Consider the following 18,064-nt stretch of genomic DNA (forward strand, 5'->3'; position numbering starts at 1 on the left):
TCTCTGGAATCCACAGAGGCCCGACAGCCCTGTGCGCTTATCTCATTCAAAGCTTCTTTCTGTCTGACTTTCCGAACCCAGCCGGTGCCCTGAGTGTGGGCGCTTTGAACTGGTTTGGGATGTCGGCGGGAAGTCAGACAAAAGGAAAATCACTTAATGAACAACAATACCGGCAAAGATCACATAGCCGTCAGAGGGGCCTGCAATCACTCCCCTATCGAAGAACCCCAAATGCGCGTAACGAAAGCCACTCTTGATGATTTGGTCGAAGCCTCAAACAATCTTTCTCACGGGGACCTTGCTGATTTTGAGGCTATGCAGTCTGGTCGCAACATTATGGCCGTACTCACAGGCGCGCTCGATGAGACCACTCAGGCGATCAGGTCCAATGGTCAGGTTTTAGCAATTGGGGGACACGCCAATGGAGGAATCTGGTTTGTCACTACAAACATCGTCAACGGACTACCCGTATCCGAACGATTCAGATTTTATCGAATACTTAAAACTTATCTGGCGTCCATAAAGCGTGAGTCGCCACTCGAGACGCCTTTCACAAATCTGGTGTCAGTCGGGAACAAAGCTCACTTACGCCTCTTGGAAGCCCTTGGGGCAACCTTCCACACCGACTGTGTGATTAGTCCCGCTGGCTTCCCTTTCAAACAATTCTGGCTATAGGAGGTTATCTATGTGTGACCCAACAGGCGGTATCGCCACCATGACAATCCTCGCAGCGGCAAGCGCGGCTATGAGTGCATCGGACAGCGCCAAGGCTAAAGGCCAAATGACCGACAACGAGCGCAAGCAGCAGAACGAAGTGGTTAAACAGGCCAACTTCGCAGAGAACGATCAAAAGCTTGCCACCGTGGATAAGCAGGACGAAGCCCGTAGGCAGCTCACGGAAGTGAACCTTCAGAGCATCCGCAACCAAGGGACCATCAATGCGGCCATCGGTGAGTCCGGCCTTGCAGGCAACTCAATGGGCCGCCTCAAGAACTCAGTCGCGAACGACTCTTCAGCCCAAGCGATGAACATCACGGATAACTACACCCGCGACTATCAAGCGATCTTCGCGAATCGCGTGGGCAGCTCTGAGAACGCCAAGGCCGCTGTACGTGGTCTGGGTGGTAACAAGTACAAGGTGAACAACATCGCCAACGCATTGAACATCGTTTCGGCAGGCGGTGCCGGGTACGCACAGGGTGAAAGCATGAGTGCATCGCGCAACGCAAAGCATAAAAATAATTAAGAGAGTTAGCGTGGAGGAATAGAGTTTGCTCTTGCATGGAATGGGACCGTTGCCCCGGCCAAATTCGGAAAGCAGGGGCACCAGTAACTATGCTATTCTCTGCATCCTGTTTAGTGATCTGACAAGGTTGTCAGTTATTCAGGATTACGGTTTCCGTTCGTGCTAATAAGAACTCGCTGAGCTGGCCGCTTATTTTGCACGCTCCAGTCTTCGAGAATCCTATTTGCCCCCTGATACCCTTATATATGACCTCGTAAGAGGCAGCATCGACTGTAAATTCACCATCATCTAAGAAGTCTATTTTTTGCAGGTCAAGCCCGTCTTTGGATACGAGTTCGATTCTGGCAAGTGCTTTTGCTTTTGAAATTGCGCCAGAAACCTTAATGCTATTAAGCTTTTTCGTTTCTACGATTTCAAGAGCAGATAATATGTGCTCGTTTGTAATTGTCTTTTGTTGGCATGCGAACCCGAATCCTGATATTTTCTCTAATGAGTTCATCAGTTCTCGAGTTGAGCGGGCAGGGTTCTCGGCCCTGAAAAATAGCTTTTTATCGCCTATTATCTGAATCTCTTGATAGTTTATTGTAGAGAACTCCTGATGCTCTTGGTTTCCTTCTATATCTAAGCTTGTGGTGTTTATAAAAGACCTCCAAATATATCTGAATCTGAGCTCTGACGAGTTTACTATGAATCCAGACGATGCATCAGGAAGGTAGCTTTGATTCTGAAGGCTACTCAAGAAATCGGATACCGAGCTTGGCAGGCGGACCTCATACCATTTGTACCGAGAAATCATGATTTGCTTCCTCCGTCAGTAGAAGTAACTTTCATCTTCGTCGTCAGGGACCTTGCCGAGGATTCAATTAATCGAGAAATTTCGTCAATTTCCGTTTTTAACGGCGAGCGTCTTTTTCCTCGTTTTCCATTGACGTAGGGGTAGATGCCCTTCAGAAGGATCGAGAATCCAGTGCACTCTTTTGGATCGCTAAAAAGCGCCTCGATCTCAAAAATGTCCCCATTTCCTAATTTTCGTTGCGTAGTCCAACCTATTTTTACAATGTAGTATTCGTTCGTGCCGGTCAGGTCTAATAATATGACTGAGCGTGTGACGCCGTTACCTTTCAGAAGAACTTTCTCAATATGTGTTTCATCGTCATCTGATGTTAACTCTTCACCGCCATCCCTAAGGGGTTTTGGCTTGTAAACGTAAACGTCTGACACGTCTCGGCGTGAGAAGCCTTCAAGTCCGTTTATGAGGTCAATGAAGAACTGCGTTCTTAGTTTTGGGTTTGTAATCTCAAAGAGTGATACTGTGATTATTTCCAAGTCTTCAATATTGTTTTTATCGACTTTCGTGACTATCTCATCTCTGACAGTGTTCATGAACTCATTCTGAGCGTTGCGTATTAAGTACCCTTCAGACGTAGGGATGAACTCAATGACGCCATCTTTAACTTGTACCTGTGAGAACTCTGTTTTCTTGTAGTCTATTAAAGAGTATTGAATATTAATGGAAAAGTTGTCTCCGTTTCGGGAGATATGAGCTGTGTCGCCAGCGGCGGTAATTTCTTTTTTTATTTCTTCGAGGGAAAGACGGAGGCTCTCAGGATCGATTTTTCCGACCAGATCCATCGAAGTCGTTCGCTCGCGGCGAGAGGGGCTTCCAAGTCTTTCGGAAATAGTTCTATGGTCATAATAATCGTGCGTCAAGCGTGAGAAGTACTCTGCAAGATCGTCTCGCGGAGTTTTTTTGGAGGCTATTATGTTTCTTCGTTCGAATAGAGTCGTAATCGTGGGGGCGTCTACTCCGTGTTGGACGAGAGCATCAAATATGTTTTTATCTGAGGCGAAGTAAATTGCTGGCCCAAATCTTTTCGCTTTCATTACCGCCACCCCATCCAGCCCGGATTGTATGCGTCTGTAATTGCTGTCACATGAGTAAACGTTATCGCGTCTAAAACTGTCTGGCGAACGGGTTCGAATCCCCAAGCCTTTGCGTATTTGATCTTCGCTGTATTAAAGTTGCTCTTTATATCCTTGTCTGGCGCCGCGCACGTAACTCGGACTTGAAGAGATTTCCCTGATTCCAGCATTTGATATCTTGAAAGGCTATCAAGGAAATACTCGAACTCGGAAGGGGTGCTGCCAGGTCTGTTGTAGTAGACGATGTAGCCGGGTTCGGCTTTGTCGGCGCCTTTGTGCTGAACAATTAAGTAAGGACTTGTTAACGCCTCTATAGTCGCTGGTTGGGCCCACACGTCCCCCTGTCGACGTCTCATCACCAGATCAGGGTAATAGAATGTGTAATCGCCTGACATTTCTTTATCGTGAATTAAACGTATCAAGTCGTTCGCGATACTGTAAAGTCGTTGAATATCTTGTGGGCCGAGGTAATGGATATAGACGTTTGGTGGAATAGTAATTGAGTCAAATCCGATTTTTTCAATCACATCATAAAAACTTTTCTGGTAACCATGGTCGTGATTGTGGACAAAAAGAAGTCCTTTGACTTCGTAGTCTTCCGATTGATCGATTGAGTATAGTTTTCTCCACGAGTCAGAGTCGCGTGCGCACTCTATGGTAATTGCAAGGGACTTAAAGGCGTCCCGCATTTTTGTCTTGGTAATTGATTTTTTTTCGTAGCTCTTCAAGTCCGTATGTAAATACGTTTTTGTACCCAAATAGGGGTCTTCGTACGAGAAGAGTACGTCACCGGGATGTAAACTTTTTGGGCCCCCGTCCGAGTCTTTATGGTTTGGATTGGAGCAACGGAAGTTCTCATTCCATTTTGGGTTCATGCTCCATAGGAAGTGCTTAAAGATATCCGCAGATAGTTTCTCAGCAACCTCGCCAATATTGACTGTTTCCGACATAGCTCCTCCTTAGCGGGCACCCTGATTTGGGCAAATCCAAAGTAAAGCATATGAGCACCTTTACGCTCTCAATGTAAACAGGTTATGGAGCAGAATTGTGGGGCACGTGCTTAACGACAGGATGCATTGAGAGGAGTATAGGGTGCGTTGTAAACGCCCGTGCCTTTTGCGATCTGTCGCAGGTTTTCTCTGAGATGCTAACGTTTTCGCGAATGCTTGAGAGGCTCTCTGCCAGCTTGGCACGGGTCGTTGCATCCCGCGCAGTCTACCCGGGGGGCTTAGGCTGGGTCTGCCAGCTATAGCGCAGCTCCTCCTTGTCATCCTTGGGGTAACTTACGACTGCCCTCGGCAGCGTTACATACCAAGCTGTCAACAGACCCACCAAGGTATATAAAACTGCCCGACTGGCATTGAGCGTTTTCGCATTGGTGCCAAAGGAGACTTTCTCGCCATTCATGTGCGCCGACAGCGGCCTTATGGACGGAAGGGTCTGGTTTCCCCGGACACTGCTTCAGACGAGCGATTACCACAGGCGCCGTTTTGAATGTGTCTGTCCTGCCGATCTCATAAGATAGACGCCTATCGTACCCCCCCATTTAGGCGTGAATGGTCGCACCAGCGTCCCCATGGCGACGCCGCCACCTCCATCGCCTGAGACCGTAATGACTATCCCTCCATGCCTTGTAGGGCTCCCTAAGTGGGCCATTGGACGGCCATTCACTTGTATAGAGGGGAAACCTGTAGTGATAACTGCCCGACATCCACAGGTATTACCAACACGTCCAGAGCTCATAGAGTTGATGTTTACGTTCCTACTTGCAGAAGCGATAGGGGTCGTGCCGTGGCCCGGTAACCGGCAGACGTGTTTGTCGCCCAGTCGAGCAGAAGAAATCATCAAACGTCGTCCTTGCGTATTTCGTTCATGAACAATAGCCACCCTTTAAGCTGGCGCATGGCCGGTTACCGGAAGTGCGTAGGAGGTGCTGTAGGAAAAGTCTCAATCTCGAACAGTGGGGGCTGCGGAAAATTCCATTGAGCAGATTCACAGTAAAAAACTGAGGGGAGGTTCCACGGTCCTACTAAGTTTCTATCTGCGCTGGTATGGGTGTGACTGGACAGGGATGTCCGGTCACTGCCAGCACTCATTTAAAAACACTCACTATAAGCAGAGGGGACTTAAGGTTACTCACAGAGCCTCCTCATTAAGGTCTTTCACTGGTGTCCTCTGTGGCCATCAATATCAATTGACCAATAACTACCTCACATGCAGGAGGGCTATGCGATGACTACACGGTGGAAGACCTGTGTTGCTGTACTCCGCACTCTGGCTACCCATCGTGTCACCTACCGATTTCTTGGTCTACTCCTTGTCACTCTTGGAGTTAGCCAAGGTGGTCCTCTGGGCGAAGCCTTTGGGAATGTCGTCTGTGTTCTACTCGGTGGCTGTGCTGATGATGTGATAATTACCACCGTGCGTTATACCGCGCTTTATAGTGACTACATGAGCTTGTTAGGGTTCGGACGGCCATCCAGCTGCGCTTCTACCTGACGGATCAGTTCATGGACAGCATATTGCCCTTCTATGGGAACCCCCGCTATGAACTTTCCGAGCCGACTCATCAAGACCCACAATCTCCCGTCGAAAAACACCTTTTCATCGGCCTCAGAAGCTGCGTGTTCCCGCACGACCTTGGCGACCTCATCCGCTGCGTAGGAAAGCTGCGCTTCGAACGTTTCGCCGGGAAAGTTTGTTATTAGGTTGGGGTATTTGGGCTTCGCCATATTGCCGCTTGGCATACCTATGATAGATATATGCAGCTCGATTAAAACGCCTTGTAAACTCGTCATCAGCTTTCGATGAAGTGTATCCGGGTATCTCTCTTCAAGCCTGCTATAACGCAAAGCTTTGATGTGACCAGTAATAGAAGGGTCCGCGAAGGAAATGGGTTCCCAAGTATGAGAGAACCTATTGCGGACCTTGCGCAGATGCTCCAAGTCGTCGTAGTGGCCTTTGTGAATCAAGCCAAGGGCATAACAAGCCCTTATACGGGACGAGAAGGTGCCAAGAGGCGCGTCAAAGCCCTCGACGAGGCGGCTGGATGCTTCATTCGGGATCATGAACGCTAACAGTAAGGCACCTAAGGTGTCCTCGGCAAAAGCCGCAAGAGTCAAAACTAATGCACGCTCGTCAAGGTCTCGAAGCATGGAATTTAGGCGGTTAAAATCGCTGAACGCGTGCCGCTCCTGTGACGAATCACTGGGTTCCAGAGCCATGAAGGCTTCCTCGCATAGGATTGGGGGAAAGATAAGACAATCGACAACCCTATCACTTGCCGCCACCAGCCTCTTGAGAATCTGACAGAAAAATCTGAATGACCACCTCACTACGGATGCGTCCTCGCACTCCCCCGTGGGTGCCCTCGCGTGGGCCTTATCGCGCCTGCCTGGGTCGTTACCGTGCGCCTGCGCGCCTCTGGATGAGGGCCTAAGTGAACGGCAAGGATTGATTACATTTCGATGGTCGCTCGCAGTCATTCACTTTTGATTAGATGGATCGAGGGGCCCCATCAAGCGTGGCCCTTTGGGTGCACCTCAGCGACTACGGCAAAATGCTCGTGAGTGCGTGGTTGTTTAGAGGATATTGACCACTGCAACGACCACACCTATAGTGACTACACCTTAACGACTACAGGACGCCTCTCGATGTTCATCCGTGCTTACCTTCGAGCTTCTACTGCTGACCAAGATGCCCACCGGGCTAAGGACCAGCTCACGGCCTTCGCACATGATCATGGGCAGCGGGTAGCGGCTTGCTACATCGAGAACGAGAGCGGAGCCACCCTCAAGCGACCTGAGCTGTTCCGGCTGCTTTCTGATGCACATCCCGGTGATGTCCTTTTGGTCGAGCAGGTAGACCGGCTTTCACGCCTCACTGAAGCCGACTGGCAGAAGCTCCGGGGGATTATCAAGGACAAGGAGGTCCGAGTGGTCTCGCTCGATTTGCCTACCTCGCACCAGTTCATGGCGCAGGGGAGTGGGGCGTTGGACACTTTCACATCGCGGATGCTTGGGGCCATCAATGACATGCTTTTGGACATGCTCGCGGCGGTCGCCCGTAAGGACTACGAGGACCGTAGGCGTCGTCAAGTGGACGGCATCAAGAAGGCTCAAGAGCAAGGTGCATACAAGGGCCGTGGGATCGATCAGGACAAGCACCAGCGCATTCTGGACTGCCTGAGCAAGGGAATGGGTTTACGGGAGACATCAAGGGCCACAGGCGTCAGCACGGCCACCGTTCAGCGAGCCATAAAGCGTGATGCTGGTGACCTATGACGGTTGATGTCCGTGGCGCTGATTCCGAGATTGGTAGGAGCCCACAAAGACGGGTAGAGCCGGGCCCGTCAGGGACCTTGCAGAAGAGTAACCAGTTAAACCCCACTCACTATAAGAGTAGGGACTTAGGGTTACTCAGCTTGGTCCTTATCTAAGGCGATCAATGACCCATCCCCCCTCCTCAACTGACAGGCATGCCCAGAGATGCCCCATCGTTGACTCTCTGGTGCCCTCATCTGTAATCGTTAAGATCGATCAGGCAGAAGACCTGCAAGGATTGCAATGTGTGGCAAGCGGGCCAACTGTTCTTGCTGGGCCTTGAGCAAGTGACGCTCACCATAGCTTCTGCTCACTGAGCCATCGTCATGACCCGTGATTGCATCGTGTATTTCCTCCGGAATGCCTGCCTCTCGGCACATGGTCTTAAAGCAATGGCGGAAACCGTGGGAAGGGCTCACAGGCGTCTCAAGCTCCGCGACCTCGCGAAGGTACACGCCCCAACGCTTACCGAAGTTGTGCCCATACCAGCCCGTAGGGTTAGGCTTGAGGGCTGGAAAGAGCTGTCCAGATGCGGGCAGACCCTCGACGTACTCAATGAAGCCAAGATCAATGAGGTCTTGGTGGATGACGACCAAGCGATGGCTACCTTTGGTCTTCAAGGTCCTATCGTCGTCTACTCCATCCTCGGACACACCAAGAAGGTCCAGATGCCATATGCCGTCTTCGGACTTACGGACCTCGCTGGCCTTCATCTGAGCAATCTCCTCCCTTCGTGCGCCTGTATAGCAGAGCAAGAGTGGTAGCCACTTCCAAGCCTCTCCAAACGATGCCCGAGGGGCGATCCATTCACCCTTGAAGAGCGGGCTTGAGAAGACCTGAATGAGTTCCGCTTGGGTGAAGCCTTTCCGAGTGGCTGTGCGTGATTGCTTGGCGCTCGCTTTACGCAGGGACTTCGTGATGCCCGAGGCGACCACTGGGTTCTCTGTGATGTATTCCATCTGCACGGCGTAGGCCAGGACCGAGGAAAGGCCCATGAGCTTGTTCTTGATCGTTGCACTACTCAGCAAAGGCAGATCAAGCTGTTTGGCTCGGGCAATCTGCTCGTGTGCGTTGAGCCCTTTGAGGCCCTCGCCTTTGGATGGCAACTGACGAAGCAGGTTGTAGAACTCTTCAATCGTCCTGCGCTTGATTTGCTTAACTGGGAGGTCGCCAACCAGCTCAATGAAGCGGACGATAGTGGTCTGATACTCCCCTGCGGTCTTCTCAACGTCACGCTTCCCATCACCCATGTGACGATGATTCCGGGCCCAATGCTCAAAGACCACGGAAAGAGTCTCGCTCGGGCTCGCTGCCTTGGTCTTGTCGATGCTTAAGGGGGCTTCGTGGGGTAGCTCAAATACCGCAGAGTAATTGCCGTGGTGGCGCTTGTAGGCAATCTCGGACAGTTCCAGATGCTGCGCCAAGAACGCTTCGTATAGATACTTGTGGAAAGGCGTACCGGGCGAAGGCATTGGCAGTGAAACCTTCGCCAGCTCATCGGCTACCGTTTGATCGAGGTGCTTTCGAGCGCGTGACTCCAGGCCATGGGGCCCCAGTAGGGCTTTCGGGTTTCTGACGCTGAAGTGATCGCGCAGGGTCTCGTGGCCTACGTCATCCGAGCCGATGAGATATCCCTCAAATCTTCCGGTGGATTCCATATGATCAAGCTCAGCCTTCGCCCATCTCGCGGCGAGCTGAATAGCGTCTTGAAGGGTAGGGGTGTGAGTGCCGGAAAGTTGGAGACGGGCGTTCAGGAAGAACTGTTCTGAATGACCCCATGCAGCGGCAAAACGGGTCTTGGCCTCGCGGATATCTTTCGTGCCCAGCGTGCGCTTGTAGGTCTCGCCTGCATCAGGAAGGAGCGGCCTGATGTCCTTAGGGATACGGCGGCGAATGTAGTAAGTCCCGGTGCGGGGATCTTTCCAAGGTTGTGCCATAAAGCCCATCGTGTACCCGCCGTGTGTACTCATACGTGACGGGTTACAGCAACTCCAGATAGTAAAAACCCCCGAGACCTTGCGGAATCAGGGGTTTTCGGTATTTGGTGCCCAGAGACGGAATCGAACCGCCGACACGGGGATTTTCAATCCCCTGCTCTACCGACTGAGCTATCTGGGCAACGGGGCGCATTAGACGTGTTTTTCAGAAGGTCGTCAAGCGTGTTGACGAAAAAAATTTGAATTATTTCCTCCGCTTACGACTAACACCGTCTGCAAAGGGTTATTCGGACGGTGGTACGTAGCCTTCGGCCTTGGCGTATTCTTCGCCAGAGAGGTACTTGTCCATCTCGGCCTGCAGGAACTTGCGGTCTTCGGCATTCATCATGTTCAGACGGCGTTCGTTGATCAGCAAGGTCTGGTGCTTCTGCCAGTCGGCCCAGGCTTTCTGCGATACGTGGTGGTAGATGTCTTCGCCCTTGGCGCCTGGATACGGCGGGCGCTCCAGGCCTGGCAGTTCTTCTTTGTATTTGCGGCACATTACGGTGCGGGTCATGACGACTCTCCTGCGTTCATTACGTCGGCTGCGTTCTTAAGCAGCTTCTTCACCGGGGCAGCGAGGCCCAGGCGCGGCGGGGTGGCGAGGTTATACCAGAGCCAGTCATCCTCGGCCACGTGATGGGCCGACTCCTGGACCCTGACCAGCCACGGCTCGATGGTCAGCTGGAAATGGCTGAAGGTGTGAATCAGTTCAGGCATCGCCTGATGCTCGCCCAGCTTCAGGGCGTGCTGGTCGGCCAGATGCTGCATGTCGCCGAATTCGTCCAGTTGCGGCAGGCTCCATAGCCCACCCCACAAGCCTGTCGAGGGACGACGGTAAAGCAGAATCTCGCCTTGATGGTTGGCGAATATCGGCATCAGGGTGCGTTTCTGCGGCACGGTCTTGCGCGGTTTAGGAATCGGGTAACGGGTTTCCTGGCCGAGCATGTGCGCTTGGCAGCCGCGCTCCAGCGGGCACAACAGGCAGCTGGGTCTGCTGCGCGTGCACAGTGTGGCGCCCAGGTCCATCATCGCCTGCGTGTAATGGTTGACTCGGCTGTGAGGCGTGAAGCGCTCTGCGGTCGCCCACATTTGCTTGGCGACTTTCGGCTCACCCGGATAGCCCTCTTGAGCAGTGAAGCGCGCCAAAACGCGTTTGACGTTGCCATCGAGGATCGGCGCGCGCAGGCCCATGCTGATGCTGGCGATCGCGCCGGCGGTGGACAGACCGATGCCGGGCAGTTCGGTGAGCTTTTCCACGTCGCGAGGAAATTCGCCGCCGTGCTCGGCGACGACGATCTTCGCAGCCTTCTGCAGGTTGCGGGCGCGGGTGTAATAGCCCAGGCCCGTCCACAGGTGCAGCACTTCGTCCTCAGGCGCTTCGGCCAGGGCTTGAACCGTGGGCAGCGCCTCCATGAAGCGGTCAAAGTAGCCCAGTACCGTGCTGACCTGAGTTTGTTGCAGCATGATTTCCGACACCCATACGCGATAGGGAGTGATGTCGTGTTGCCAGGGAAGATCATGGCGGCCGTGACGGTCGTACCAGTCAAGGACGGCGGAGGAGAACTGCTCGGGTTGCATCGTGGTTCCGGTGTTTAGGGAAAAGGTTAAGGCAGGGTCAGCCCCAAACATGTGGGAGCAAGCGCCCACCTGTATTGCGTCGTCCTGCCGACTCTCGCCGGCAGTGCACGATCACCGTTTGAACAATCCCTTGATTGCGTCCTTGAGCTCGGGACTGACCTTGTCCCCCAGCTTTTCGTCGATCTTGTCGCCGATGCGATCGGTGGCCAGTTTGGCGGCGACCTTGCCTATGCCTTCGTTATCGAGGCGACAGGCCTTGGCGCCCAATTCCAGCGGGCCGCGACAGAGAATCGGCCATTCGATGCCGACGAAGCGCGGGTTCACCTGGCAGGCCGGGTCCGGCATGTCGCTCTTGTCGCCTTCGATGATCACGCCGACGCGGTAGTTCATCCCCATTACGCGCAAGTCGATGTCGCCATCGCCGTTGACCGTCATGCCGGGCGTGCGGACTTTCAGGTCCGGGTTGCTGGCCACCCCGTTACGGAACACCAGATTGCCGTTGAGCTGCTGGAATGGCGTGTCCTTGCCGCGTGGATCACCGCTGAGGGTCTTGCGGTTGAGCACCGAAATACCCCGGCACAATTGCTGCTCAAGGTTGGCGTTGACCAACACGCCGTCGTTCAGCGTGAAGCCGGCGGTGCCATTCAGGCTCTCCACCAGCGCCTTCTGACTATTGCCCTTGGCACGCACGTCGCTGTTCAGCGTCAGCAGGCCACGCAGCGGCGGGGTGGTACCCTGGCTCTGGATGAAGCGTTCGACCGGCACTCTGGTAATCCGCGTCTGCACGCTGGCCAGCGGGATTTCGGGGCGTACGTCAAGGTTGCCCTTGATTTCGAAGTTGCCGTTGTAGAGATCGCCACGCAGGCTGTCGAGATTGACCACGCCATCCAGCGCCGAGGTTTTCAGCGCAGCATTCTGGATCGCCAATTTCTCCACGGTCAGCTTGCCGAAGCTCAGATCGGCGTCGACATCGAGCGTACGCATGCGCTCCAGCGGCAGCAGTTTCGCATCGCTCCAGGCGCCTTGCGTGGGCTGCACTGGCAATGGCGAAGTATCCGCTGCAGCCAAGGCGTTGGCTTCAGTGCTTTGCACTTCGGTTTTACGCGCGGCGCCAGCAGCTTTCGCTTGATCGCTTTGCGGTGGGCGATAACGGTCGGCGTCGAACGTATCGGCCTTGAGTTGCAAGCGCAGTGACTGCTTGGCGAAGTCTTCCACGGCCACGCGGCCGGTAAAGGTGCTGTCGTCGACTCTCAGCGTCAGATCATCGAGCGAGACGCTGTTTTGCGTTGCAGCGATACGACTGACCATCTCCAGCCGGGTCAGGCTGTTGTCGCCCAGGGTCGGTGCGGTCTGGCCGATGCTGTCGAGGAACTCACGCACGTTGAATTGGGCGATGGAGATGCCGCCGCTGAGCTGCGGGGCGTTGTCCAGATCGCGAACATGCAGTTCGCCAAGGGCACGCAGCTGGTTGGCGGACAGCTTGAGGTTGGTCCATTCGGCAACGTTGGCCGACAGGTCTGCCAGCAACTGGCCCTGAGCCGAGAACGTCAGCGTCTTGCCTTGCAGCGGATCGCCTGCCGCTTCCCCCGAGAACCGCATGTCATCGAGTTGATAACGCTTGAGTGCGCGATCAAAACGCAGCTTGCCGGTGAGTTCGGTCTTAGTGCGCACGACTGGCTGGTTGGTGCTGAGGAACGCCGTCAGCTTGATCGGAATATCGGTGGCGTTATGCACCGGGCCTGTACTCAGCTGGATGCTTTCGGCGGTGAATTGCCGGGCGTTGTGCATGTCGTTGAAGTCAACGCGGGCGTTGTTCACGGTCAGGCTGTCGATGTCCAGCTTAAGCGGCTGCCAGGTTTTTTCCGATTGAGCTGGCGCAGGCTCGATGGGGGGCTGTGCTGCAACTGACGGCTGCGTCGGGTTGGCTGAAGTGGCCGGCGTCTTACCGATGTCTTCCCAGTTGCCATGGCCGTTTTTGTCGCGGGTGAGCATCAGGTTTAACCCTTCGACGCGCACATCGCTCATTTGCACTTCCTTGCGCAGCAGCGGCAGCACGCGCACGGAAAGGCCAAGCATCTGCAGGTCGGCAAAAGGTTTGCTCGGCTCGGTCAGCGTGGCGATGCTGGCGTCGTGCAGTTCAAGGCCCAGCCAGGGGAACAAACTCCAGCCGATATCGCCGTTGAGGGTCAGCTCGACATGGGCCCGGTCGCGAACCAGTTTACGAATCTCGTCTTTGTAGTCGTTGGGATCAAACAGATGGGTCAGGGCAAAGCCGAGAGCCACGATGATCAGCAACAGCCCGAGAATGAATAGTCCCAGGATTTTGCCGAACGCTTTCATGGGCGAGTCCTTGTAATCGAGTCGTTCAAAATTTAGCCCGCGAGTATAGCGTTCTCAAGCAGGCGCCGGGCTTTGATCGGCCGTGGAAGGTCTGCGCGAATGTACGCAAAAAACGTGGCGGCGGGAAATCGCTGACGATCGGCTGACTTGCTGCAGAGGATGTAGCCGATTCAGGCAATGACAGGCGGCGTAAAAAAGGTAGTAGCAGAATGATGTTTATGACGCGGCAAATGCTAATCTCTCGCCGTTCGCAGCTCACACTGCGTCGAATTGTCACGTAAAGAGACTTTCCGCCGATAAAACTCCCGATGCTTGCGTGCATTAAGAGGGGTGGCGGAATGAGGTCGCTGTTCTTGCGGGACACAACTACAAACAGGGGCAAAAAATAATGACTTCGAGCACTGCTCTGGGCGGCTCTGGCGCTCAGCCTGCGTTCTTGTCCAAAGAGCGCATTATCGCCAAACGTGGTTTCAACCGGTGGCTGGTTCCTCCAGCCGCGTTGGCCATTCACTTGTGTATCGGCATGGCCTATGGCTTCTCGGTGTTCTGGCTGCCGCTGTCCAAGGCCATTGGCATCAAGACCGCCGTTGCCTGCCCGGCCGACATGGGTTTCTTCGAGCAAGTGTTTTCGTCCAGCTGTGACTGGCCGATCTCCATGCTGGGCTGGATCTACACGCTGTTCTTCATCTTCCTGGGCTGTTCGGCTGCCATTTGGGGTGGCTGGCTGGAACACGCAGGGCCACGCAAGGCTGGTGTGGTGTCGGCATTGTGCTGGTGTGGCGGTCTGCTGATTTCGGCGCTGGGCATTTATACCCACCAGATCTGGATGATGTGGATCGGGTCCGGCGTGATCGGCGGTATCGGCCTGGGGCTGGGTTACATCTCTCCGGTATCGACCCTGATCAAGTGGTTCCCGGACAAGCGCGGCATGGCGACCGGTATGGCGATCATGGGCTTCGGCGGCGGGGCGATGGTGGGTGCTCCACTGGCGACCGCGCTGATGAGCCACTTCGCCACGCCAGACAGCGTCGGCGTATGGCAAAGCTTTGTGGCAATGGCCGTGATCTATTTCATCTTCATGATCGGTGGTGCCTTGGCGTACCGCGTTCCACCTACCGGTTGGAAGCCTGAAGGCTGGACCGCGCCTGCGAAGAAAACCAACAGCGCGATGATTACCCACCGCCACGTGCACGTCAGGGTTGCGTGGAAAACCCCGCAGTTCCGTCTGGTCTGGCTGGTGCTGTGCCTGAACGTTTCGGCCGGTATCGGCATCCTCGGCATGGCTTCGCCGCTGCTGCAGGAAGTGTTTGGCGGCAAACTGCTGGGCACCGATCAGGGCTTCTCGCAGCTGGATGCCTCGCAACTGGCGGCCATTGCGGCCATTGCTGCGGGTTTCACCGGCCTGTTGAGCCTGTTCAACATTGGTGGGCGCTTCTTCTGGGCCTCGTTCTCCGATTACATCGGTCGTAAAGCCACTTACTTCGTGTTCTTCGCGCTGGGCTTTTTGCTGTATGCATCGGTGCCGACCCTGGGCCATCTGGGCAGCGTCGCGCTGTTCGTGGCGGCGTTCTGCGTGGTGCTGTCGATGTACGGCGGCGGTTTTGCGACCGTTCCGGCTTATCTGGCTGACCTGTTCGGCACGCAAATGGTCGGCGCGATCCACGGTCGTCTGTTGACTGCCTGGGCGGCGGCCGGGGTGCTGGGTCCGGTGCTGGTGAACTACCTGCGCGAGTATCAACTGAGCCATGGCGTTGCACGCGCCGATGCTTACGACATCACGCTGTACATTCTCGCGGGTCTGCTGGTGCTGGGCTTCATCTGCAACATGCTGGTGCGTCCGGTGGCCGACAAGTACTTCATGAGCGACGAGCAATTGAAGGCTGAGCAAGCTATCGGCCACGATGCGGGCGCCGACCACACCACTTCGCTGGAGTGGAAGGCCGACCCGAGCACCAAGCCGCTGGCGATCCTCGCTTGGCTGGCAGTGGGCATTCCATTGGCGTGGGGCGTGTGGGTCACGCTGCAGAAGACGGCGGTGCTGTTTCACTAAGCCGCTGATCTCGGCCTGAGGTATCTTCAGGCCGATGCAAAACCTGTGGGAGCGAGCCTGCTCGCGAAAGCGGTCTGACAGTCGACATCATTGTTGAATGTAAGGGCCTCTTCGCGAGCACGCCCGCTCCCACAGTTGTTTCGGCGCTGGTTAGCTTTGCATGTATGCACATGTCTATCGCTCACGACGCGGTATTCAGCCCGTCACTGATATCACCCTTCGTGTTTCTGTTTGCCCGCCACACGCCTATAATGGCCGCCTTTTCGCCCAATGATTTTGCGGAGCTGGTGATGGCCGAACGTAAGGCGTTCGTCGAGCGCGACACCCTGGAAACCCAGATCAAAGCCTCGATCAACCTAGATGGCACCGGAAAGGCCCGATTCGATATCGGCGTGCCTTTTCTTGAACACATGCTCGACCAGATCGCCCGTCACGGGTTGATCGATCTGGACATCGAAAGCAAGGGCGACCTGCATATCGATGACCACCACACTGTGGAAGACGTCGGTATCACCCTGGGCCAGGCCTTCAGCAAAGCCATTGGCGACAAAAAAGGCATCCGTCGCTACGGCCATGCCTACGTCCCGCTGGATGAGGCACTGTCGCGTGTGGTCATCGATTTTTCCGGCCGTCCTGGCCTGCAAATGCATGTGCCCTACACCCGCGCCACTGTTGGCGGCTTTGACGTGGACCTGTTCCAGGAGTTCTTCCAGGGCTTCGTCAACCACGCGAACGTGACGCTGCACATCGACAACCTGCGCGGCCACAACACTCACCACCAGATCGAAACGGTGTTCAAGGCATTCGGCCGCGCGCTGCGCATGGCCGTCGAGCTGGACGAGCGCATGGCCGGCCAGATGCCGTCAACCAAGGGCGTGCTGTAATGCAGACCGTTGCCGTTATCGACTATGGCATGGGCAACCTGCACTCGGTGGCCAAGGCCCTCGAACACGTGGGTGCCGGTCGTGTGCTGATTACCAGCGACGCAGACGTCATCCGCGAAGCCGACCGTATCGTGTTCCCCGGCGTGGGCGCGATTCGCGATTGCATGGCTGAAATCCGCCGCTTGGGGTTCGATGCGCTGGTGCGCGAGGTCAGCAAGGACCGTCCGTTTCTCGGCATTTGCGTCGGCATGCAGGCACTGATGGATCGCAGCGAAGAGAGTGGCGGCGTCGATTGCATCGGCGTCTTTCCGGGCCAGGTGCGTTTCTTCGGCAAGGATCTACACGAAGACGGCCAACACCTGAAAGTCCCGCACATGGGTTGGAACGAGGTTGCGCAGTCGGTGGATCACCCGCTGTGGCACGACATTCCCGACATGGCGCGTTTCTATTTCGTACATAGCTACTACATCGAATCGCCCAATCCGCGGCAGATCGTCGGTCGCGGTCATTACGGTCACGACTTCGCCGCCGCACTGGCGGACGGTCCGCGCTTTGCGGTGCAGTTCCACCCCGAGAAGAGCCACACCCATGGCCTGCAATTGCTGCAGAACTTCGCCGCGTGGGACGGGCGCTGGTAATGAGCAGGAAGAACAAGCCGCCGATCCTCACCCTCACTCCCGAGCAGGAGAGCGAGGCGTGTCACAAGATCAAGCGGTTCATGGAGGATCGCTTCGAACTGGACCTGGGCTCGTTCGAGGCGGCTGAAATCCTTGAGTTGTTCACGCGCGAAATTGCTCCGCACTATTACAACCGCGCGATTTTCGATGTTCAGGCGCACCTCAAAGAGCGATTCGACAGCATCGAAAGCGACGTCTGGGCGCTCGAAAAAAATTAAAGGCAGCGCCAGGCTTCACGCTGCAAGAATGATTTACGCGTGCCTGCTTGCAGCTTATAGCTCGCAGCTTGCAGCTCTTTTGACGAAGGAAAAAGCATGCTCATTATTCCCGCTATCGACCTTAAAGACGGTGCCTGCGTGCGCCTGCGCCAGGGCCGCATGGAAGACTCCACGGTGTTCTCCGACGATCCGGTGAGCATGGCGGCCAAATGGGTCGACGGTGGTTGCCGCCGTCTGCATCTGGTGGACCTGAACGGCGCGTTCGAAGGCCAGCCGGTCAACGGTGAGGTGGTCACCGCCATCGCCAAGCGCTACCCGAACCTGCCGATCCAGATCGGCGGCGGCATTCGCTCGCTGGAAACCATCGAGCACTACGTCAAGGCGGGCGTGAGCTACGTGATCATCGGCACCAAGGCGGTCAAGGAGCCTGAATTCGTCGCCCAAGCCTGCCGCGCGTTCCCCGGCAAAGTGATCGTCGGTCTGGACGCGAAGGACGGCTTCGTTGCCACTGACGGCTGGGCCGAGGTCAGCTCGGTTCAGGTGATCGACCTGGCCAAACGTTTCGAAGCGGACGGCGTCTCGGCCATCGTTTATACCGACATCGCCAAAGACGGCATGATGCAGGGCTGCAACGTGCCGTTCACCGCGGCCCTGGCGGCGGCTACGAAGATCCCGGTGATCGCTTCAGGCGGCATTCACAACCTGGGTGACATCAAGGCGCTGCTGGACGCGAAAGCACCGGGCATCATCGGCGCGATCACCGGCCGTGCGATTTATGAAGGCACCCTGGATGTTGCAGAGGCTCAGGCGTTCTGCGACTCGTACAAAGGCTGACAGACCAGATCCT

At 55.3% G+C, this 18,064-nt stretch carries 17 protein-coding genes, 1 tRNA gene and 1 pseudogene; 9 read left to right on the forward strand and 10 right to left on the reverse strand.

Features of this window, described 5'->3' with window-relative positions; translation table 11 throughout:
• The first annotated feature begins 156 nt into the window (after positions 1 to 156).
• Positions 157 to 675, forward strand: a complete 519-nt coding sequence (locus tag B3I26_RS19840; protein ID WP_296260151.1) for a phage protein Gp13 family protein — start codon at positions 157 to 159, stop codon at positions 673 to 675.
• Between the two features lie 10 nt (positions 676 to 685).
• Positions 686 to 1,246, forward strand: a complete 561-nt coding sequence (locus tag B3I26_RS19845) for a virion core protein, T7 gp14 family (RefSeq protein WP_422662648.1) — start codon at positions 686 to 688, stop codon at positions 1,244 to 1,246.
• Positions 1,247 to 1,376: 130 nt separating this feature from the next.
• Here the strand turns inward: B3I26_RS19845 and B3I26_RS19850 are convergent, their stop codons facing one another.
• From B3I26_RS19850 to B3I26_RS19865, 4 genes and pseudogenes are all read right to left on the reverse strand, one after another.
• The gene (locus tag B3I26_RS19850; RefSeq protein ID WP_296260153.1) at positions 1,377 to 2,042 is read right to left on the reverse strand and encodes a hypothetical protein; all 666 of its coding nucleotides are present in this window, start codon (positions 2,040 to 2,042) and stop codon (positions 1,377 to 1,379) included.
• Complete coding sequence (locus B3I26_RS19855) at positions 2,039 to 3,130, reverse strand: hypothetical protein (protein ID WP_296260154.1); 1,092 nt, start codon at positions 3,128 to 3,130, stop codon at positions 2,039 to 2,041. The genes B3I26_RS19850 and B3I26_RS19855 overlap by 4 nt, the downstream gene beginning before the upstream one ends.
• Positions 3,130 to 4,119: a hypothetical protein gene (locus B3I26_RS19860; RefSeq protein WP_296260156.1), complete on the reverse strand. Its 990-nt coding sequence runs from the start codon at positions 4,117 to 4,119 to the stop codon at positions 3,130 to 3,132. The genes B3I26_RS19855 and B3I26_RS19860 overlap by 1 nt, the downstream gene beginning before the upstream one ends.
• A gap of 622 nt (positions 4,120 to 4,741) precedes the next feature.
• Positions 4,742 to 5,014, reverse strand: a pseudogene (locus B3I26_RS19865) (PAAR domain-containing protein); the annotation flags it as partial.
• A 387-nt stretch (positions 5,015 to 5,401) separates the two neighbouring features.
• Between B3I26_RS19865 and B3I26_RS28955 the strand changes: the two are divergent.
• Positions 5,402 to 5,668, forward strand: a complete 267-nt coding sequence (locus tag B3I26_RS28955; RefSeq protein ID WP_409521943.1) for a gp19.5 family protein — start codon at positions 5,402 to 5,404, stop codon at positions 5,666 to 5,668.
• Here B3I26_RS28955 and B3I26_RS19870 read toward each other — a convergent pair.
• Positions 5,617 to 6,393 (reverse strand): MltR family transcriptional regulator, encoded by a 777-nt coding sequence (locus tag B3I26_RS19870; protein ID WP_296260158.1) that lies wholly within the window; start codon positions 6,391 to 6,393, stop codon positions 5,617 to 5,619. The genes B3I26_RS28955 and B3I26_RS19870 overlap by 52 nt on opposite strands.
• Before the next feature lie 429 nt (positions 6,394 to 6,822).
• On the opposite strand from B3I26_RS19870, the gene B3I26_RS19875 reads away from it, so the two are divergent.
• Complete coding sequence (locus tag B3I26_RS19875) at positions 6,823 to 7,452, forward strand: recombinase family protein (RefSeq protein WP_296260160.1); 630 nt, start codon at positions 6,823 to 6,825, stop codon at positions 7,450 to 7,452.
• Positions 7,453 to 7,697: 245 nt separating this feature from the next.
• Here the strand turns inward: B3I26_RS19875 and B3I26_RS19880 are convergent, their stop codons facing one another.
• From B3I26_RS19880 to B3I26_RS19900, 5 genes are all read right to left on the reverse strand, one after another.
• Positions 7,698 to 9,428 carry a site-specific integrase gene (locus B3I26_RS19880; RefSeq protein WP_296260162.1) on the reverse strand — a complete coding sequence of 577 codons (1,731 nt, stop codon included), beginning with the start codon at positions 9,426 to 9,428 and terminating at the stop codon, positions 7,698 to 7,700.
• Positions 9,429 to 9,533: 105 nt separating this feature from the next.
• Positions 9,534 to 9,609: transfer RNA gene (locus B3I26_RS19885), tRNA-Phe, on the reverse strand.
• Positions 9,610 to 9,711: 102 nt separating this feature from the next.
• Entirely contained in the window at positions 9,712 to 9,984 is a 273-nt protein-coding gene (locus B3I26_RS19890; RefSeq protein WP_296260163.1) for an oxidative damage protection protein, read from the reverse strand.
• Complete coding sequence (mutY, locus tag B3I26_RS19895) at positions 9,981 to 11,048, reverse strand: A/G-specific adenine glycosylase (protein ID WP_296260164.1); 1,068 nt, start codon at positions 11,046 to 11,048, stop codon at positions 9,981 to 9,983. The genes B3I26_RS19890 and mutY overlap by 4 nt, the downstream gene beginning before the upstream one ends.
• A gap of 111 nt (positions 11,049 to 11,159) precedes the next feature.
• Positions 11,160 to 13,388 (reverse strand): AsmA family protein, encoded by a 2,229-nt coding sequence (locus B3I26_RS19900; protein ID WP_296260165.1) that lies wholly within the window; start codon positions 13,386 to 13,388, stop codon positions 11,160 to 11,162.
• Positions 13,389 to 13,776: 388 nt separating this feature from the next.
• Between B3I26_RS19900 and B3I26_RS19905 the strand changes: the two genes are divergently transcribed.
• From B3I26_RS19905 to hisA, 5 genes are all read left to right on the forward strand, one after another.
• Positions 13,777 to 15,438 (forward strand): OFA family MFS transporter, encoded by a 1,662-nt coding sequence (locus B3I26_RS19905; protein WP_296260166.1) that lies wholly within the window; start codon positions 13,777 to 13,779, stop codon positions 15,436 to 15,438.
• Positions 15,439 to 15,728: 290 nt separating this feature from the next.
• On the forward strand, positions 15,729 to 16,322 hold the full coding sequence (hisB, locus tag B3I26_RS19910; protein ID WP_110950632.1) for an imidazoleglycerol-phosphate dehydratase HisB: 594 nt from the start codon (positions 15,729 to 15,731) through the stop codon (positions 16,320 to 16,322).
• Complete coding sequence (gene hisH / locus B3I26_RS19915; protein ID WP_296260168.1) at positions 16,322 to 16,960, forward strand: imidazole glycerol phosphate synthase subunit HisH; 639 nt, start codon at positions 16,322 to 16,324, stop codon at positions 16,958 to 16,960. Before hisB ends, hisH begins: the two co-directional genes overlap by 1 nt.
• Positions 16,960 to 17,217 (forward strand): DUF2164 domain-containing protein, encoded by a 258-nt coding sequence (locus B3I26_RS19920; RefSeq protein ID WP_296260170.1) that lies wholly within the window; start codon positions 16,960 to 16,962, stop codon positions 17,215 to 17,217. The genes hisH and B3I26_RS19920 overlap by 1 nt, the downstream gene beginning before the upstream one ends.
• Positions 17,218 to 17,313: 96 nt before the next feature.
• Positions 17,314 to 18,051, forward strand: a complete 738-nt coding sequence (hisA, locus tag B3I26_RS19925) for a 1-(5-phosphoribosyl)-5-[(5-phosphoribosylamino)methylideneamino]imidazole-4-carboxamide isomerase (RefSeq protein WP_038998295.1) — start codon at positions 17,314 to 17,316, stop codon at positions 18,049 to 18,051.
• Positions 18,052 to 18,064: the final 13 nt, after the last annotated feature.

Origin of the sequence: Pseudomonas sp. UBA5706 (assembly GCF_002419965.1) — a bacterium.
GTDB lineage: Bacteria > Pseudomonadota > Gammaproteobacteria > Pseudomonadales > Pseudomonadaceae > Aquipseudomonas.

What these genes read in the sequence shown, in the direction of transcription:
- B3I26_RS19840 (WP_296260151.1), top strand. Translation starts at nt 157, where the DNA reads ATGAACAACAATACCGGCAAAGATCACATAGCCGTCAGAGGGGCCTGC.
- B3I26_RS19845 (WP_422662648.1), top strand. Translation starts at nt 686, where the DNA reads ATGTGTGACCCAACAGGCGGTATCGCCACCATGACAATCCTCGCAGCG.
- B3I26_RS19850 (WP_296260153.1), bottom strand. Translation starts at nt 2,042, where the DNA reads ATGATTTCTCGGTACAAATGGTATGAGGTCCGCCTGCCAAGCTCGGTA.
- B3I26_RS19855 (WP_296260154.1), bottom strand. Translation starts at nt 3,130, where the DNA reads ATGAAAGCGAAAAGATTTGGGCCAGCAATTTACTTCGCCTCAGATAAA.
- B3I26_RS19860 (WP_296260156.1), bottom strand. Translation starts at nt 4,119, where the DNA reads ATGTCGGAAACAGTCAATATTGGCGAGGTTGCTGAGAAACTATCTGCG.
- B3I26_RS28955 (WP_409521943.1), top strand. Translation starts at nt 5,402, where the DNA reads ATGACTACACGGTGGAAGACCTGTGTTGCTGTACTCCGCACTCTGGCT.
- B3I26_RS19870 (WP_296260158.1), bottom strand. Translation starts at nt 6,393, where the DNA reads ATGGCTCTGGAACCCAGTGATTCGTCACAGGAGCGGCACGCGTTCAGC.
- B3I26_RS19875 (WP_296260160.1), top strand. Translation starts at nt 6,823, where the DNA reads ATGTTCATCCGTGCTTACCTTCGAGCTTCTACTGCTGACCAAGATGCC.
- B3I26_RS19880 (WP_296260162.1), bottom strand. Translation starts at nt 9,428, where the DNA reads ATGGCACAACCTTGGAAAGATCCCCGCACCGGGACTTACTACATTCGC.
- B3I26_RS19890 (WP_296260163.1), bottom strand. Translation starts at nt 9,984, where the DNA reads ATGACCCGCACCGTAATGTGCCGCAAATACAAAGAAGAACTGCCAGGC.
- mutY (WP_296260164.1), bottom strand. Translation starts at nt 11,048, where the DNA reads ATGCAACCCGAGCAGTTCTCCTCCGCCGTCCTTGACTGGTACGACCGT.
- B3I26_RS19900 (WP_296260165.1), bottom strand. Translation starts at nt 13,388, where the DNA reads ATGAAAGCGTTCGGCAAAATCCTGGGACTATTCATTCTCGGGCTGTTG.
- B3I26_RS19905 (WP_296260166.1), top strand. Translation starts at nt 13,777, where the DNA reads ATGACTTCGAGCACTGCTCTGGGCGGCTCTGGCGCTCAGCCTGCGTTC.
- hisB (WP_110950632.1), top strand. Translation starts at nt 15,729, where the DNA reads ATGGCCGAACGTAAGGCGTTCGTCGAGCGCGACACCCTGGAAACCCAG.
- hisH (WP_296260168.1), top strand. Translation starts at nt 16,322, where the DNA reads ATGCAGACCGTTGCCGTTATCGACTATGGCATGGGCAACCTGCACTCG.
- B3I26_RS19920 (WP_296260170.1), top strand. Translation starts at nt 16,960, where the DNA reads ATGAGCAGGAAGAACAAGCCGCCGATCCTCACCCTCACTCCCGAGCAG.
- hisA (WP_038998295.1), top strand. Translation starts at nt 17,314, where the DNA reads ATGCTCATTATTCCCGCTATCGACCTTAAAGACGGTGCCTGCGTGCGC.